Here is a 15,928-nt window from a genome sequence, read left to right as displayed (position 1 = left end):
GCTGGCAACATCGACAATGTAGCTCAAGAAGCTTATAACGCTTGCATCAAAAAATATTCCTACTTGAACGATGCTGGACAAGCTAACTCCACTCAAACTTTCAAAGACAAATGTCTTCGTGATGTTAAACACTATCTACGTTTAATCAACTATTCTTTGGTAGTTGGTGGAACTGGTCCTCTTGACGAATGGGGAATTGCTGGACAGCGTGAAGTATACCGTGCATTAGGTCTTCCCACTGCTCCTTATGTAGAAGCTCTTAGCTATGCTCGTAACCGTGGTTGTGCACCTCGTGACATGTCTGCTCAAGCTCTACTTGAGTACAATGCTCTTCTTGACTATGTCATCAACTCTCTTTCCTAGTTTTAGGAGAATTTGATTTGCCTTAATTTATTTATTGGCAATCACTTCTATGAGTTAATGAAAGCTCTTGGCCTGTTGCTTGGACTCGAATAAGTTTAAGTTTCAGTACAAGGGCTTTCGCTATTTTGTGTCAACAAATATTTATATATATTGTCAATTATTTTATATATTTTGGATTAAAACTAATATAGTTATCAAACCATAACAATTATGACATTAGATTCTTTATTTGAGCAGCTTAAAAACCCTAATCCTAATTTGCGACAAAGAGCAAGGACAGAAATTGTCATGCGGCGTAATGCCGATACTATTCCTCGTTTGATGGCTAATCTCGAACAGGAAGATATGATATATCGCCGAGCTTCTGTCAAAACTCTAGGTTTGATTGGCGTTGACTCGGTTCCATCTTTGGTGGACTCTTTACTAAATGGTAAAAATGCGACAATTCGGGCGAGTTGCGCCAAAGGATTAGCCCAAGTAGCAGTCAATCACAGAGATGTGGATTTTCCTCAAGAAGGAATTGATGCTTTAGAGTCTGGAATGAAAGATCCTGATCCTGTTGTTCATATTTCTTCTGTAATGGCTTTGGGGGCAGTAGGACTTCCTGCTTCAGATGCTTTAATCACTGCCCTAGAATCAACAGACAATTTAGCAGTGGCAGTTGCTATTATAAATGCTTTAAGTGGAATTAATGATCAGCGAGTGCCTGAAGTATTAAATAAATTATCTAATGATGAATCAGTAGATCCTTATATTAAGGAATCGGCAATTAGTGCTTTGTCTCGATTCGATATGGTTATGAAATATGCATCAATGGAAGAAGAAAGATTAAATAAATAGTTTTGAATCTCAACCCTCACATCAGTCCTCACCAATCATCATCTGTTTGCATTTCCAGTTGGGAAATTGCTAGTTGGAGAATCTTCTCGATATGAGGCTCTTTTTCCTGATTCAGAGCAGTTTGCAGAGGTTCTAAAGAGGTGCGATCGCCTATTTTCATTAATGATAGAGCTGCCATTTTGCGGTTTTCCGCTGCGGAACTACTGAGCAAGGCAACTAAATCAGGAATAGCAGGTTGATACTTGAGGTTGCCCAAAACAGCAGCTGCTTCACTGCGAACATTTTGTGACGGGTCTTGAAGAGCCTGGAGAATAGACTGAAAGCCTCGTTCCTCGGGATATTCTTCAACAATTTTTGCGATCGCAGCAATGACTGCCGATCTTACTTCCGGAATCTGCGAGTTCACAGCCTCATACAATTTCTCTTTGCCTTTCGCCCCGATAAATGACAATGCCCAAGCCGCATGACCTTTAATTGTTTCATCACTTTCTGGATTGGCCAACACTTCTAATAAAGGAGGAACCGAAGTTTCACCAATACCAGCTAGGGCACCAATGCAAGAGTTTCTCACCACTTGATCTTCATCGGTTAAAAATGAGTTGATCAGAACAGGAACTGTATTAGTATCGCCAATAAGATTGAGGGTTTTCGCCGCTGCTCGTTGCACCACTACATTAGGATGATTTTGCAGAGCATCCATCAGAAAAGAAACTGCTGGTGTGCCAACTTTGCCTAAAGCTTCAGCAAAACCCAGCCGGGTCATGCCTCTCGTATCGCCCAAACCTTCGATCATTTTTTGAATGGTTGCTGTGTCGCTAGAGTCAAAACTATTGCTTGCAACTTGAGGATTAACTTTGCGAAGTAAGATATCAGCCTCCTCGTGAGTTAGAGGACAAGAATTATAACTAGATTGTGATGTAGAATTTACCATAGATAGTTTTGAACGTTAAGAACTGAAGAATATTATATGAGATAGCCGCGCCTATCCTAACTTCCTATTTCCCCATCAAATCTTTTAATAATTAAGTCTTGAGAATATACGGCAATCGACAATTAAAAACCTTACCAGGACAAAGCACTCGTCCGACATCATCAAGAGTGCGAGAAGCTTTATTTAATATTTGGCAGGGCCAAATTGCTGATTGTTATTGGTTAGATATTTGTGCGGGAAATGGCTCTATGGGTGCAGAGGCTTTATGTCGTGGGGCGATTAAGGTGGTGGGAATTGAAAGTAATCTTAGGGCATGCAGTATTATCAAGCAAAATTGGCAAAAAGTGGCAACTGAGGCTCAGAAATTTCGGGTGATTCGTGGGGATGCTATTGCCAAACTCAATGTGCTCAAAAATCAAAAGTTTAACTTAATTTATTTTGATCCTCCCTATGATAGTGATCTCTATGAGCCTATAATAAATGCGATCGCGAATTTAGAATTACTATCTCCAGAAGGAGAAATGGCTGTAGAACATAATCCTCATCGTTGGCAAGCTATCGAGGTTGAGGGTTTAGAAATTTATAAGCAGAAAAGTTATGGTAATACAGCTTTAACTTTTTACCGATTGTAATCTAACTTAATTGCACTGCACTACCTGACCAGTTTTTGAAGCTTGGCGAGCAAGCTCAGCGACTTTCAAAGCGTAGAGACTGGCTTCAGCCTTGACATACAAAGGTTTATTGGCGGTTAAATAATCCAAAACCATTGTCGTATCCTTAGCAAATAATCCACGACGACTCACAACAGGAATCTCAATGATTTCTTGGTCTCTAATCAACTTCCCTTTTTGTCCTTCAAAGATTAAACTGCCTTGATCACCATGAATCTCAAAGGTGCGATGGCCATGCCAAAAAATATCTCCTTTGCCATAGGTTACATCAGCAATAATGCCGCTAGCAAAAAGCAATTGAGCGTTGCAAAGACAAGATCTAAAATAATTGGTATTTGGCACATCCCAATAACGATTATGACAAGTTACGGTGTCCAGCTCGCCAAATAAATCTGTTAAACGGTGAATGCGAGACAATGCCGCAGCTAGGGGAAAGCCAAACATTTCTCGATGATATTTCCAACTGGGACGAACTTCCCGTTGCGGAGCGATCGTAATGTAGCGGGCCGCAAAAACATTGCCAATATCGGGCAAATTCTGTTTCATCGCCTGATGCAAGCCACCGATTAACTCAATATGTTCAACATGAATTAATTTGTTTTTACTCGCAGCTAAAGAAATTATGGCGGCTGCTACTGAAAAATCGAGGGCGAGAGGATACTCTACGACCACATGCTTGGAAGCCTCTAAGGCCGCAAGGGCGATCGCGCCATGATCTCGGTTAATCGTACAGACAAAAATCAAGTCCAATTCTTCTTTATTAACCAATTGTTGCCAAGAATCTAGACCTGTAATCGGAAAATTCTGACAAAAATCTTGAATTTTCTCGGGGCTATTCCCCGTAACGTAAACTAATTCTGCTCTTTTGTCTGCGAGTATCCCTTCTGCTCTTTTTTTTGCCGCGTATCCAGTCCCAACGATGCCGACTTTCAGAGATTTCATGTTTGAGTGTTAATTACTGATTAATTAATTTTATATATAACTATTAGTTATAGTTATTTATCAGGGAAATAAAAGATAAATTACCAGACCATAGATCTTAGTAAACAATTGTTATGTCTTTGTTGCAACTCAATCTATGGATTCAAATTACCAGAGCCCTTACCCATCGGATTTACATAAGCTAGACTTATGTAAAGTTAAATTAAGAATCTCATTACTAATGCTGATGATTCTTCTGATCTTTTTCGCGTAGTATCGAGAGTGAGCATTAAATCCGCTGAAGTTACGATTTATTCTCCGGAATCAGGATAATAGATATCACTTCTAGGAAAAATGACTGCTGTTTCACTTAATACAAGAGGATTAACACATGGCTGATTATACAGTAACTTTAGAAACTCCAGATGGTACTCAGACTCTTACCGTACCTGACGATGAATATATTCTTGACGTTGCTGAAGAGCAAGGTTACGATCTTCCCTACTCTTGTCGTGCTGGTGCTTGCTCAACTTGTGCTGGTAAAATCACTGCTGGTACTGTAGACCAGTCTGATCAATCTTTCCTTGATGATGATCAAATCGAGGCTGGTTACGTTCTTACTTGTGTAGCTTATCCAACTTCTGATTGCACTATCAAGACTCATCAAGAAGAAGAGCTTTACTAAATTAAATTTATTATTATCTTTAGAGACGTTTTTCTTTTGAGAGGGCGTCTCTATTTTTGTGTAAATGCTTAAAAGAGCATAATTCTAAGATTTCGAGAGTTAGATAAGCATGGAGAAATAGGGAGTTAGGAAATTAGGGAATTAGGGAGAATATTTATCTGTCATAATTAACTTGGTGGGCTACTAATAAATTTAAAACTTCATCGCCAGAAAAAGAGCGTTTATGCTTAATTGAGAGATCTTTGATGATTTCTCTAAATTCTTGATATTTTTTTTTGGGCAAAGATCTTTGTAATTTGTTTTCAAATAAATACTGAAAATTGCTAGCTCCGCTAAATTTACCAAACCAAACTTCAGGTTCGCCATGGGGAAATAGATAATAGGTGTCGCGATCACGCAACAAAGAATCTACATGAATCCCGGTTTCACAGCGCAAAACTTCGGAACAGTAGGGAGTATTAGCTCTAAAACCTTGATTATTTAAATAACTGACAACCTCAGCAAGTGCGTCGTAGTTAATCCCTTCGACCTGCCAACCATAACGCAATTTCAGGCCATTAAGCACTTGTTCGATCGCAACATTGCCAGCTCTTTCTCCGATTCCGCCAAAAGTTCCAGAAATCCCTGTTGCACCAGCTAAAACAGCCTGGATGGTATTTTCTAAAGCCAAACCGTGATCGTTATGAAAATGTACAGCCAAAGGAATTTTATGAGCTGTCAATTCTAAAATATTGCGCAGCCAAAATTTGGTATGTTCGGGAGTCAGAATTCCAACTGTATCGCAGAGCAAAAAATTCTCAATATAGGGTTGGAATTTGATGATACATTCGACCAGGAAATCACTATCGGCACGACTGGCATCTTCTGCGGCAAAGCAAATTTTTAAACCCTGAGCCTTGGCATATTTTAAATGGGCTACAACCTTATCCAGCATTCTCTGGCGGACTTGAGCAATGGCTTGGGGATGGGTCTGTTTCTCTCGGGTTTGCTCGCGAAATTCTGGATCGCGCAGCCATAAAAGACGATCGCTAACTGCATTAAATAGAATAACTGTTGTGGCGCCGCATGCTTGTGATTCATCTATATAGTGTTTTTCCATCATGGTTGATGCGACTATTTTTTTTGCGAAACCCTGAGTAATTAAACTTTTAACTAGTTCGGCTTCTGTATGATGAATAGCAGGCATCAATGCCAAATGAGGAATCCCCGTCTCGGCAATGAGATGAGCTAGGGTCTGTTTGATTTCTGTATCGAAAAAAATGCCAACTTGTTGTTCTCCATCTCGCAAAGTTTCATCGAAAATTGTTAACTGGATCTTTTTCATTAAACAATAGGGAGACAACAATACAACATATTAATAAAACATCTGCAAGTTTAGCAGATAGAGGGGGAATGAGGGATGAAGGATGAAGGATAAAGGATGAAGGATAAAGGATGAGGAAGTGAGGCTATTGGAGAATGTCTTAGGATTATATGGGGAAGTTTTTACAATAATCTGAAATTAAGGAAAATTTATGTCAAGCGATCGCCAGTGGCACATTGTCCGTAGTAAGCACATTCTCCACGACTATCCTGAGATCAAACAGTATTTTGGTAACTATCCCCTATCTGTTATTCCGATCATCGCTTTGGCTGCTCTTAACTGGTACATAGCTTGGCTGGTAAAAGACTTATCTTGGTGGATGATTGGGTTGATTGCTCTATGTATCGGGCAGTTTATTCTTCATTCCCTATCGGTATTTGTTCATGAAGCAGCTCATAATCTGGTCTTAAAAGGGAAATTTGGGTTTGCGTTGACTTTATTTTTGATTGAGTTGGGTTCACTGTCCTTTGGCGAATCGTTAACCTATGTGGGTATTCATGGGAAATCCCATCATCGCTATCTCAATGAATATCAACAGGATTATGAATGGTGGGATAAAAAACAATCGCAGTTTCGCGCAGAACATCCCTTTTTGCGCCTAGCCGAAGCAATTATTCATTTATTTCCTGGAGGGGTTGCGCTCACGGATCTGGCGATCGCAAAACTAATTCCTGCGGAGCCTCGTCAAATCGAATCAGCTTATAGATCTAAGGTTTTGCATTTATTTTTGATATTTACTAGTTTGTCTCTATATGTTCTCGCCTGGTATTTATTCAGCCCTCAAGCTTCTTTATATTTATTTTGGAGTGTCACCTTGATGGTAAGCAATTGGGGCGTAACTTTTAGGGGTCAATCGATCGCCGAACATCATATAGAGAGCTCAGGGAAAACTTACTCTACCTATCACTGGACTAATATTCCTTTTTTCAATACGGGTTATCACGATGAACATCATACTTTTACCAATGTAGCCTGGGTTCATCTGCCGAAAATTAAAAAAATTGCACCTGAGTATTTTACTAACGATAATCCCCATTCCTATTTCCATCTTTGGTGGCTATGGGCCAAATCTCTTTTTACTCCTGTGCTTTATAATCGCTATACACCTGATTAAGTACCTAGGCAAAATTAATTGTATATTTTGGGGTTTGGAGGATTAGGGGATTTGGGAATTGCGATGCGACCCCGGTGCCCTAAAGGATACACCTTCGGATAATTTTTAATCACCTAGGGAACGCGCATCGTTGGGGAAAAGAAGATAGCTAATTTCAAATTTACCTACTTAAAGCAAAACCTTCTGCCCTCTGCCTTCTGCCTTCAGGAGCGAAGCGACCTATGAATTGTTTGGTTATTTTAGGGAACTATATTGCTAAAGTTGCCAAAAAAATCATAGAGGATATCAATTTAGTCATGACATCGAATAGCAAGATAATTATCACTACCTTAGAGGGAGTTCCAGGAAAGGAAATCATCCAGCATTTTGGTTTAGTACAAGGCAGCACAATTCGAGCCAAACATGTTGGCAAAGATATTTTGGCTGGCTTCAAGAATATTGTGGGAGGAGAGCTGAAAGGCTATACCGAACTGCTCCAAGAATCGCGAAAAGAAGCAGTAGAAAGAATGCTCCAGCAGGCTGGTTATTTGGGGGCTAATGCTGTTGTTAATGTCCGTTTTGCCACTTCTTCTATTACTCAAGGTGCAGCGGAACTTTTTGCTTATGGAACAGCAGTTAAGGTGCAATAATCATGGTAGATATCATCATTTTTCTGGGCTTGCTTACCATAGGTTATCTTGCAGGTAATTTTCTGGAGAAGCGACATTTTAAAGACATCAAAAAAAGAGAACGTCAGACTCTCCACATACCGATGATCAATTTTGGGGCTAAACAAGCCATCCCCAATGCGAATGAAGCTACTCTTTTTCTGGGCAGTGTAGTGGTTTCTGCTGATTACTTTAAAATATTTTCTTCTGCTTTGCGCAATTTAATCGGTGGTCGAGTTGTGGTTTATGAAAGCTTACTGGATCGTGGACGCCGAGAAGCTATCTTGCGGATGAAGGAACAGGCGATCGCCTGGGGGGCAACTCAAGTTGTGAATGTCCGGTTAGAGACTTCTTCGATTGGCAATCAAAATGGCGGTAAGGGTTTATCTGCCGTGGAAATTACTGCCTATGGTACAGGTATTCGCTAAAATCGGGATTTAATCAAGTTGTCATGGTCTATCACCCGAAGGAAATTCCCGAGGATATTAATGTTACTCCTGTTCACCCTCTGGTGAATTTCGCTTATTTACTGGGAACAGTTGTTATTGTGAGCGGATTAGTTTATGTTGTGTTAGGCGCGATCGCAACTCAATTAGCAATTCGCATTTCCCCAGAAACGGAAATGAAAATAGGCCAACAACTTATATCTTCAATGTCCGATATTGACTCTACATCCTATTTAGAACAACAAGAATATTTGGAGGATTTGGCAGACTCTCTGCAAACCCAAAATGCTAGTAATGCTCTTCCGGCAACGATCCACATCCAAAAGGAGGAACAAGCCAACGCCGCAGTGATTCCTGGGGGACATATTATCGTTACGACTGCTTTGCTCGAAGAAGCAGAGTCGGAAAATGAATTGGCTTTTGTGCTTGCCCATGAGTTGGGGCATCATGTGGCGCGGGATTCCCTCAAGAGGTTGGGGCGATCGCTAGTCTTTTTGACAGTTTTCAGTGTATTGGGTCTTGGTGTAGATAATGCGGATCTAGTTATTTTTACCGGCTCTTTGACAGATTTACACTACAGTCGGCAACAGGAAACGGCAGCCGATATTTATGCTTTATCAACAGTTGTTGGTTTTTATGGTCATGGTGGGGGCAGTCTCGATTTTTTTGAGCGGATACAAGCTAAGGATCAACATTTGGGGGGTAAATTGTCTTCCTATTTTTCGACCCATCCTTTGACAGCAGAAAGGATCGAACTTTTGCATGAGGTCGCCGCGGAAAAGGGTTGGCAGATGACAGGGGAATTGACTGATTATCAGAAATAAAATGATTTTCTAATACTAAGTCGTGTTCTAAAGTGTAATTTTGTATTTCGCGCAAAGTCGCAAAGTCGCAAAGTCGCAAAGGAGATGGCGCAAAGGGACTTAAGTACAGTTTTACGTCTATGAACGCAATTTGGTATAACTAGTGTCACTAAGTGGAAGACAAAAGCTAAAAATTTTTTAGACAAAAAGTTTAAAGCTTTTTAGCTGGGTGTTGTATTTAAGCTTACGTCTTACTAGCGAAATAGCTATAGAATAACAAGCATTAATTTTATCTTTTCCTTGAGCTGCATATTTTTCGATTTGTGAAATTGCCTCTAAAATATCTTGTAAGCGTTCTCCATCATCTCTCATATTGAAATTGCCTCTTGCAAAATTCTTTCTCTGATTCTTTCTTTTAAAGCGGCTTCAGTGGCAACATCTACTTTTCTTCCTAGTAATGCTTCGAGGTCTAACATCAAACCAGCAGGAAACCAGGGACTGATTTCTTCAACGGAGTAATCTACTAAAAAATCAATATCACTCTCGTTACTAGCTTCATTACGGGCAACAGAGCCGAAAACTCGCACATTAAAAGCTCCATGTTTAGCCGCGATCGCGATAATTTCCTCTCGCTTGGCTTTAAGTAAATTGGCAATTGTATTTTGAGTCGAATTACTCATAATCTAAAAAATTTAATTTTGTGTAATTATCAAATAGATGAAATAGCAGGCTCCCGCCTCATGAATTACTTTTCATCCCTAACAGGCAATAACATCCGCGATTCGATCTCCGGCTTTTATCTAGTATTTTGTTATTAGTGTCGCCAAAAAGCTTAATCCCCCCCCTCTCCTGCAACTTTACCGATCGCAGTGGCCAAACCTTTAGTCCCAGCTTCGAGAATAGCAGGATCGATTTTGCCAATTAATTCCTGAGCAATGGTGAAAGGCTCCATCACAAAAATAGATTATTAAATTGTTTCTTTAACTCCGAGTTTACAGCAATTATGACCAATTGAATTCTTCCAATCGCTACCACAAAAAAAGATTATGGCTTACCGCTTATGGCTTTCAAGATAATCTGCTAATTTTTTAATCCACACCAGACGTAAAATACTCGTTAAATAATATTTGCTGGTATTTTTCTATAGGACAATTTGCAAACTGTCACAATAGTTCTGCACATATTTGAAAGATTCCTTATAGTAATGATTGTGTGTGAGGAGTAAGTTCAATAGAAGAAGGTTTTGGGGTCGAAACACGGAAAGACTCCCGGAACCTTTTTCTTTTTTGTCTAATATTCTATTAAACGAGAAAGCACGAGAAAGACTGGGAAAGAATCGCTACAATAAATCATAAAAAAGCCTCGAAATTAAGGCTTGTATCCCAATACCGAAGGGAGAAGTTAGAATTATTCCCTCTGCCCTCTGCCCTCAAGGGCGAAGCCCAGTCCCCATTTATCGCGCAGCGAATTTGCATGAATTTAACCGAAACATTTTTAGGCTCTCGATCAGATCAAGCGTTAGAAAGATTACGAACAGTCGAGCAACTGTGGACTAATTTAAAATCTCAGCCCATTGGACAAAATAGCGCGATCGCACAAGTCATTACCCAACAAGATGAATCAGGCACAGATCCAGATTTGGATATCGTAATCTGTGGCGGGACTTTAGGTATTTTACTAGGGGCTACTCTTCAACAACTAGGCTGGAAAGTTGCAGTCTTGGAAAGGGGAATATTGCGCGGCAGACAACAAGAATGGAATATTTCACGGCAAGAATTGGCAGTTTTTACCGAATTGGGCATCTTAACAGAAGCGGAACTAGAAAATGCGATCGCATCTGAATATAATCCCGCCAGAATTGGTTTTTCCGGCGGACAAGATATTTGGGTCAAAGATATCCTCAATATTGGAGTTGATCCTGTTTATTTATTAGAAACTTTAAAAAATAAATTTATTGCCGCCGGTGGAGTCTTACTCGAAAAGACAGCCTTTGTCTCAGCCACTATTTATAACAATCATGTTTTAGTTAATGCAGGCAATGAAAAACTAACAACTCGCTTATTAATCGATGCGATGGGTCACTTTTCTCCCATTGTTAAACAAGCGAGACAAGGAGCCAAACCTGATGCGGTATGTGTTGTCGTCGGTAGCTGTGCTGATGGCTATGAAAAGAATGATACGGGAGATTTGATCTATTCTTTTACGCCAATTATTAATCAATGCCAATATTTTTGGGAAGCATTTCCTGCTAAAGATGGACGCACAACCTACATGTTTAGCTATCTGGATGCAGAGGAAGAACGTCCTAGCCTGGAATATTTTATGTCAGAATATTTGAGGTTATTGCCAGAGTATCAAGACATCTCTTTGGAAACACTAGATTTTAAAAGATTTCTCTTTGGTTTTTTCCCAGCCTATCGTAAGAGTCCTCTCAATTTACCTTATGATCGAGTTCTTGCAGTAGGAGATAGCAGTGGTGGACAATCTCCTGTGAGTTTTGGTGGTTTTGGCTCAATGGTACGCCATCTCAAACGCTTAACGGAAGGCATTAATGAAGCATTAGAAACCAACAGCTTAGCTCAAAAAGACTTAAAACTATTACAACCCTATCAGCCTAATATTTCTGTGACCTGGTTATTCCAAAAAACGATGAGTGTGGGTATTAAGCAAAAAGTTAATCCCGAACAGATTAACAGGTTGATGAATGGCGTATTTGCGGTTATGGAAAGACTGGGAGATGATGTTCTGACCCCATTTTTGCAGGATGTGATTAAATTTATTCCTTTAGCGAAAACCTTGCCTTTAGTTAATCTTAAATTAGTGCTACCGATTTTGCCCCAAGTGGGAATTACACCTTTAATTGATTGGACTGGACATTATTTTAATTTGGCTTTATATACTGCTTTATATCCGTTGGGAAAACTAGGAAAATCAAGGATTAAAAATCTTGCTCCTCAGCAACAATATTATTGGCGTCGTTGGTTAGATGCTTGGCAATATGGGTCGGGCAATGATTAATTTCTTCGTTATTTACTTTAACTCAAATTGAAATAGCTCTTAGAGAGAGTGCTTTTTAGCCGTGCGATCGCATCAATGATGAGCTCTGAGACATGTCTCAAAGCGGTAAACTAGATCAAAGCAAGCCAGTCCAACTATACGAGTAATATTTGTTATGTCCTTAGATAGAGCCAAAGATGTTCAAGTATTTCCCATCACATCAGATACCCGAGTTTTCCGATCGCGAAGTTGGACTAGACTAAAATTTGAAATTGAATATTCGTTACAAAAGGGTACGACAGCTAATTCCTATCTCATCGAAAGCGATCGCACTGTCTTGCTGGATATTCCGGGAGAGTCTTTCTCTGATATTTTCATTAATGCGCTGCAAAAAAGAGTTGATCTCGAAGCTATTGACTATTTGGTTTTAGGGCATATTAATCCTAATCGGGCGATTACTCTCAAAAAAATCTTGCCCTTAGCCCCCAATCTTCAGATTGTTTGTTCTAATCCTGGCGCGATCGCATTGCGAAAAATTTTAGAAGATCAGGATTTAGAGTTAAATATTACGGTAATTAAAGGAGATGATACTCTCGATATCGGGCAAGATCACCGCTTAGAGTTTATCCCAATTCCCAATCCTCGCTATCCTGATTTGCTTTGTACCTATGATCCGCGATCGCAGGTTTTGTATACCGATAAACTTTTTGGGATGCATGTTTGCGGCGATCGCATTTTTGATGAAGGCTGGACGACGGATCTCGAAGATCGGCGTTATTATTTTGATTGTTTAATGGCTCCCCATGCTCGCCAAATTGGAGCTGCTCTAGACAAAATCGCCGAGAAAAATGCCAAAATCTATGCAGTGGGTCACGGATGTTTAGTTAAATATGGTCTGACGGAGTTAAATTCCTATTATCGAGAATGGCTCCAAAATCAGGGCGATCGCGCCATGACTGTGGCTCTTATTTACGCTTCTGCCTATGGCAACACCACAACTATTGCCCAGGCGATCGCAAGAGGGGTTACCAAAGCAGGAGTTGCTGTCGAATCGATTAATGCCGAATCAACTGATCCTGAAACTATCAAAATTGCGGTGGAAAAGGCTAGTGGGTTCATTATGGGTTCGCCAACTTTGGGCGGTCATCCCCCGACTCAGATCCAAACTGCGTTGGGAATTGTTTTAGGAAATACCAATAAAACTAAGCTCGCGGGAGTGTTTGGTTCCTATGGTTGGAGTGGTGAGGCGATCGATATTTTGGAAACCAAATTCCGGAATGCTGGCTATAGTTTTGGTTTCGACACAATTCGAGTCAAGTTTAAACCGACTGATCAGATTATCAAAACTTGCGAAGAGGCAGGAACAGATTTTGCCCAAAAATTGAAAAAGGCTCAGCGTGCCAATAAGCCGAAAGCTACTAGCGGCACTTCTGAGGTTGCCCGTACAGAACAAGCTTTGGGGAGATTGGTGGGTTCTCTTTGTGTTGTCACGACCAAACAGGAAGAGCTCAAGGGTGCGATGTTGGCTTCTTGGGTTTCTCAAGCCACTTTTACTCCTCCAGGTATTACGGTGGCAGTGGCCAAAGAGCGCGCGATCGAATCTTTGTTGCATATAGGGAGTGGTTTTGTACTAAATATTCTGCAACAAGGTGAGCATATTGGACTGATGAAACAGTTTCTCAAGCCTTTTGCCCCAGGAGAGGATCGTTTTCAGGGAGTGGCAATCGAGGAAGCCGAGAATGGTTGTCCGATTTTGACGGATGCTCTGGCTTTTTTGGAATGTCGTATTGCGAGCAAGATGGAATGCGGTGATCATTGGCTGGTTTATGCAACGGCAGAGAAGGGTAAGTTACTGCAATCTGAGGGGGTCACGGCGGTTCATCATCGCAAGTCGGGGACTCATTATTAATTGGGTAATGGGTAATGGGTAATAAGTAATGGGTAATAAGTAATAAGTAATAAGTTTTTATGGATAGCTTATTTGCGCTTTCATTGACGTTAGAAGAATTTCTGGAGTTACCAGAAACTAAACCGGCTACTGAATATATTGACGGAGCAACTGTCCAGAAACCAATGCCTCAAGGAAAGCATAGTATCCTACAAAGGGAATTGAGTTTTGCCCTCACAACAATATTCAGGTCAGACAAGACAGCCCAAGCTTTTCCCGAGTTGCGTTGTACTTTCGGCGGACGATCCATTGTTCCAGACATTGCCATATTCCTTACCCAACATATCCCGAGAGAAAGTAATGGGGATATTGCCAACCTGTTTAATCAACCTCCAGACTGGACTATCGAAATCTTGTCCCCTAATCAGAGTCATACCAAGGTGGTTCGCAATATTCTCCACTGTATCGACCATGGTGCGGTAATGGGTTGGATGATAGATCCAGAAGAATACTGCATTTTTGTTTATGATGCGGATAAGTCAATTCGGGCAATTGATGATCTCGATATGGTCTTGCCAGTGCCAAAGTTTGCTCAGGCTTTTCAGATTAGGCTACAAGAGCTATTTGATTGGCTGAAGGTTTGAAGGATTGCCAAGCGAAGGCAGAAGGCAGAAGGCAGAAGGCAGAAGGTGTTTTTTGTTTAGAAGAGACTTGAACCCCTCCCAAACCGAGGGAGGAAGGGGCTAATTGGGTTACAAAAAATATTCAAGTAGTTGTTCTTGGGATTTTAAAAAGTCTTGAGTAGTGATGGCAGATTTACCATCAATAATTTGATCGATGATCTCGATGTTTTCTGGGGTGATAATTTTCTCAATGCCGATTAACAATCTTGACAATGTTCCACAGTCTGCTGTGTTACTAAATTCAGATTTGATTTTGATTTTGAGTTTTTTGCTTTCGAGGTCTACTAAGACGTTGGCGAATCTACGACTTCGCATAGCTTCACCTTCAGGGAGATTGCTTTTGCCTCCTGAGAATATATATTCGAAGTTAATCTCTATTTTAGCAAGTTCTTTTGATTGATATTTGCCTGCAAACAGCTTAGTATTGCCAATCTTTAAATACATAAACGTCTTATATATTATATAGTTTTTGACTTATGCTCTCCCATCTCCATGGGAAAATTCTTAATAAGAGGTCTTGCTACAGGATATTTCAAGTTAATGCTCCTCCACAGCTAGAACCACTTCCTGCCGTACAACCATAACAATAGTCTGCGGTTTTAATTTCATTAATAAGATCAAGATTATTCTCAGCTAATATCTGAGCTAGGGTCAATTTATTTCCCAAATTGTTGGTGGCAGGGAGATTTTCCATCTGGTTAAAATCGCAATCGTAAATATTGCCCAGATAGTCAATAGATAGCTCATTACGACACATGAGGTTACCTAAAGTCGCGATATTAAAATTATCTGCTAAAAATTCTAAGTAATCATCATGTAAATCGTATCTTTGTAGATATTGTTTGGTTCTACCAATGGGAATATTTGTAATAGTAAATAGATGATTAAATTCAATATTAAAATGGTCTAATAAATAAGTTTTATAATCTTGCTCTAGCTTTTGCTGATTGGGAGTTAAAGAGAAATTCTGATCTTTTGGTAAACCGGGATTGTAAACTAAATCAATGATTAAATCGGGATTGGTACCATAACCTAATTGATTAAGTTTTTGAATTGCCAATATAGACTGATTATATACTCCTGAACCTCTCTGCTTATCAACATTAGACTCTAGATAGCAGGGAAGGGAAGCGACAACTCTTAATTTATTTTGGGCAAAATATTCTGGTAGATCTTCATACCCAGATTCAAAGAATATGGTTAAGTTTGAGCGTACGATTACTTCTTTGCCCTGACTTCTAGCAGCTTGGACAATTTTCCGAAACCCATAGTTCATTTCTGGAGCACCTCCAGTCAAATCCACAGTTTCTATTTGGGGAAAACGATTAATTATTTCGATTATTTGTTGACAAACTTCTGGGGAAAGTTCTTCAGTTCTTTTCGGCCCTGCTTCCACATGGCAATGAGTACAAGCAAGATTACATTTGCGTCCCAAATTAATTTGTAGAACTGTAATTTTATTTTTAGTGAGAGGCGTTGTGATTTTGTCACAAAACCTAGTCAAAGATAAATTATTAACTCTTTTATCAATACTAGTTTGCATAATTATTTATTCCCTTATAATCTATTTACCCAT

The 15,928-nt window shown here is 39.9% G+C and carries 17 protein-coding genes and 1 pseudogene; 11 read left to right on the top strand and 7 right to left on the bottom strand.

Going from position 1 to position 15,928, the window contains the following annotated elements:
- Together XEN7305_RS10635 and XEN7305_RS10630 are read left to right on the top strand one after the other, a co-directional pair.
- The coding region (locus tag XEN7305_RS10635) for a phycobilisome protein (protein ID WP_006508412.1) at window positions 1-363 on the top strand (363 nt) is incomplete at its 5' end.
- Between the two features lie 210 nt (window positions 364-573).
- Window positions 574-1,203 (top strand): HEAT repeat domain-containing protein, encoded by a 630-nt coding sequence (locus XEN7305_RS10630; RefSeq protein WP_006509419.1) that lies wholly within the window; start codon window positions 574-576, stop codon window positions 1,201-1,203.
- A 28-nt stretch (window positions 1,204-1,231) separates the two neighbouring features.
- On the opposite strand, the gene XEN7305_RS10625 is transcribed toward XEN7305_RS10630, so the two are convergent.
- Entirely contained in the window at window positions 1,232-2,134 is a 903-nt protein-coding gene (locus XEN7305_RS10625) for a HEAT repeat domain-containing protein (RefSeq protein WP_006509418.1), read from the bottom strand.
- 98 nt (window positions 2,135-2,232) lie between these two features.
- Here XEN7305_RS10625 and rsmD point away from each other — a divergent pair, with 98 nt between their 5' ends.
- Window positions 2,233-2,766 carry a 16S rRNA (guanine(966)-N(2))-methyltransferase RsmD gene (gene rsmD, locus XEN7305_RS10620; RefSeq protein WP_040897462.1) on the top strand — a complete coding sequence of 178 codons (534 nt, stop codon included), beginning with the start codon at window positions 2,233-2,235 and terminating at the stop codon, window positions 2,764-2,766.
- A gap of 6 nt (window positions 2,767-2,772) precedes the next feature.
- On the opposite strand, the gene XEN7305_RS10615 is transcribed toward rsmD, so the two are convergent.
- Entirely contained in the window at window positions 2,773-3,747 is a 975-nt protein-coding gene (locus XEN7305_RS10615; protein ID WP_006509416.1) for a Gfo/Idh/MocA family protein, read from the bottom strand.
- Window positions 3,748-4,117: 370 nt separating this feature from the next.
- Between XEN7305_RS10615 and XEN7305_RS10610 the strand changes: the two genes are divergently transcribed.
- Window positions 4,118-4,411 carry a 2Fe-2S iron-sulfur cluster-binding protein gene (locus XEN7305_RS10610; protein WP_006509415.1) on the top strand — a complete coding sequence of 98 codons (294 nt, stop codon included), beginning with the start codon at window positions 4,118-4,120 and terminating at the stop codon, window positions 4,409-4,411.
- Window positions 4,412-4,565: 154 nt separating this feature from the next.
- On the opposite strand, the gene XEN7305_RS10605 is transcribed toward XEN7305_RS10610, so the two are convergent.
- Entirely contained in the window at window positions 4,566-5,735 is a 1,170-nt protein-coding gene (locus XEN7305_RS10605; protein ID WP_006509414.1) for a LeuA family protein, read from the bottom strand.
- A gap of 190 nt (window positions 5,736-5,925) precedes the next feature.
- On the opposite strand from XEN7305_RS10605, the gene XEN7305_RS10600 reads away from it, so the two are divergent.
- From XEN7305_RS10600 to XEN7305_RS10585, 4 genes are all read left to right on the top strand, one after another.
- Complete coding sequence (locus XEN7305_RS10600) at window positions 5,926-6,888, top strand: fatty acid desaturase (protein ID WP_006509413.1); 963 nt, start codon at window positions 5,926-5,928, stop codon at window positions 6,886-6,888.
- Window positions 6,889-7,184: 296 nt separating this feature from the next.
- On the top strand, window positions 7,185-7,517 hold the full coding sequence (locus XEN7305_RS10595; RefSeq protein ID WP_040897470.1) for a YbjQ family protein: 333 nt from the start codon (window positions 7,185-7,187) through the stop codon (window positions 7,515-7,517).
- Window positions 7,518-7,519: 2 nt separating this feature from the next.
- Window positions 7,520-7,963 (top strand): YbjQ family protein, encoded by a 444-nt coding sequence (locus XEN7305_RS10590; RefSeq protein ID WP_006509411.1) that lies wholly within the window; start codon window positions 7,520-7,522, stop codon window positions 7,961-7,963.
- Between the two features lie 23 nt (window positions 7,964-7,986).
- Window positions 7,987-8,805, top strand: a complete 819-nt coding sequence (locus tag XEN7305_RS10585; protein WP_006509410.1) for a M48 family metallopeptidase — start codon at window positions 7,987-7,989, stop codon at window positions 8,803-8,805.
- 273 nt (window positions 8,806-9,078) lie between these two features.
- Here the strand turns inward: XEN7305_RS10585 and XEN7305_RS30320 are convergent.
- Window positions 9,079-9,156: pseudogene (locus XEN7305_RS30320) on the bottom strand (nucleotidyltransferase); the annotation flags it as partial.
- The gene (locus XEN7305_RS10580) at window positions 9,153-9,464 is read right to left on the bottom strand and encodes a nucleotidyltransferase family protein (protein WP_006509408.1); all 312 of its coding nucleotides are present in this window, start codon (window positions 9,462-9,464) and stop codon (window positions 9,153-9,155) included. The gene XEN7305_RS10580 and the pseudogene XEN7305_RS30320, both read right to left, overlap by 4 nt.
- A 793-nt stretch (window positions 9,465-10,257) precedes the next feature.
- Here XEN7305_RS10580 and XEN7305_RS10575 point away from each other — a divergent pair.
- The 3 genes from XEN7305_RS10575 (at window position 10,258) to XEN7305_RS10565 (ending at window position 14,313) form a co-directional block, all read left to right on the top strand.
- Window positions 10,258-11,802, top strand: coding sequence for an NAD(P)/FAD-dependent oxidoreductase (locus tag XEN7305_RS10575; RefSeq protein WP_006509406.1), 1,545 nt, complete (start codon window positions 10,258-10,260; stop codon window positions 11,800-11,802).
- A 154-nt stretch (window positions 11,803-11,956) separates the two neighbouring features.
- The gene (locus XEN7305_RS10570) at window positions 11,957-13,690 is read left to right on the top strand and encodes a diflavin flavoprotein (RefSeq protein ID WP_006509405.1); all 1,734 of its coding nucleotides are present in this window, start codon (window positions 11,957-11,959) and stop codon (window positions 13,688-13,690) included.
- Window positions 13,691-13,749: 59 nt separating this feature from the next.
- Window positions 13,750-14,313, top strand: coding sequence for a Uma2 family endonuclease (locus XEN7305_RS10565; RefSeq protein WP_006509404.1), 564 nt, complete (start codon window positions 13,750-13,752; stop codon window positions 14,311-14,313).
- A gap of 108 nt (window positions 14,314-14,421) precedes the next feature.
- Here the strand turns inward: XEN7305_RS10565 and XEN7305_RS10560 are convergent, their stop codons facing one another.
- Together XEN7305_RS10560 and arsS are read right to left on the bottom strand one after the other, a co-directional pair.
- Window positions 14,422-14,796 (bottom strand): hypothetical protein, encoded by a 375-nt coding sequence (locus XEN7305_RS10560; protein ID WP_006509403.1) that lies wholly within the window; start codon window positions 14,794-14,796, stop codon window positions 14,422-14,424.
- An 88-nt stretch (window positions 14,797-14,884) separates the two neighbouring features.
- On the bottom strand, window positions 14,885-15,895 hold the full coding sequence (gene arsS / locus XEN7305_RS10555; RefSeq protein WP_006509402.1) for an arsenosugar biosynthesis radical SAM (seleno)protein ArsS: 1,011 nt from the start codon (window positions 15,893-15,895) through the stop codon (window positions 14,885-14,887).
- Between the last annotated feature and the right edge of the window lie 33 nt (window positions 15,896-15,928).

Source organism: Xenococcus sp. PCC 7305 (assembly GCF_000332055.1).
GTDB lineage: Bacteria > Cyanobacteriota > Cyanobacteriia > Cyanobacteriales > Xenococcaceae > Xenococcus.
The sequence above is the reverse complement of the archived record's forward strand: the minus strand, read 5'-3'. Positions and strand labels throughout refer to the sequence as shown.

Coding starts and splice junctions, on each gene's coding strand:
- XEN7305_RS10575 (WP_006509406.1), top strand. CDS start 10,258: ATGAATTTAACCGAAACATTTTTAGGCTCTCGATCAGATCAAGCGTTA.
- XEN7305_RS10570 (WP_006509405.1), top strand. CDS start 11,957: ATGTCCTTAGATAGAGCCAAAGATGTTCAAGTATTTCCCATCACATCA.
- XEN7305_RS10615 (WP_006509416.1), bottom strand. CDS start 3,747: ATGAAATCTCTGAAAGTCGGCATCGTTGGGACTGGATACGCGGCAAAA.
- arsS (WP_006509402.1), bottom strand. CDS start 15,895: ATGCAAACTAGTATTGATAAAAGAGTTAATAATTTATCTTTGACTAGG.
- XEN7305_RS10560 (WP_006509403.1), bottom strand. CDS start 14,796: ATGTATTTAAAGATTGGCAATACTAAGCTGTTTGCAGGCAAATATCAA.
- XEN7305_RS10595 (WP_040897470.1), top strand. CDS start 7,185: ATGACATCGAATAGCAAGATAATTATCACTACCTTAGAGGGAGTTCCA.
- XEN7305_RS10585 (WP_006509410.1), top strand. CDS start 7,987: ATGGTCTATCACCCGAAGGAAATTCCCGAGGATATTAATGTTACTCCT.
- XEN7305_RS10605 (WP_006509414.1), bottom strand. CDS start 5,735: ATGAAAAAGATCCAGTTAACAATTTTCGATGAAACTTTGCGAGATGGA.
- XEN7305_RS10625 (WP_006509418.1), bottom strand. CDS start 2,134: ATGGTAAATTCTACATCACAATCTAGTTATAATTCTTGTCCTCTAACT.
- XEN7305_RS10565 (WP_006509404.1), top strand. CDS start 13,750: ATGGATAGCTTATTTGCGCTTTCATTGACGTTAGAAGAATTTCTGGAG.
- XEN7305_RS10580 (WP_006509408.1), bottom strand. CDS start 9,464: ATGAGTAATTCGACTCAAAATACAATTGCCAATTTACTTAAAGCCAAG.
- XEN7305_RS10590 (WP_006509411.1), top strand. CDS start 7,520: ATGGTAGATATCATCATTTTTCTGGGCTTGCTTACCATAGGTTATCTT.
- XEN7305_RS10630 (WP_006509419.1), top strand. CDS start 574: ATGACATTAGATTCTTTATTTGAGCAGCTTAAAAACCCTAATCCTAAT.
- XEN7305_RS10600 (WP_006509413.1), top strand. CDS start 5,926: ATGTCAAGCGATCGCCAGTGGCACATTGTCCGTAGTAAGCACATTCTC.
- XEN7305_RS10610 (WP_006509415.1), top strand. CDS start 4,118: ATGGCTGATTATACAGTAACTTTAGAAACTCCAGATGGTACTCAGACT.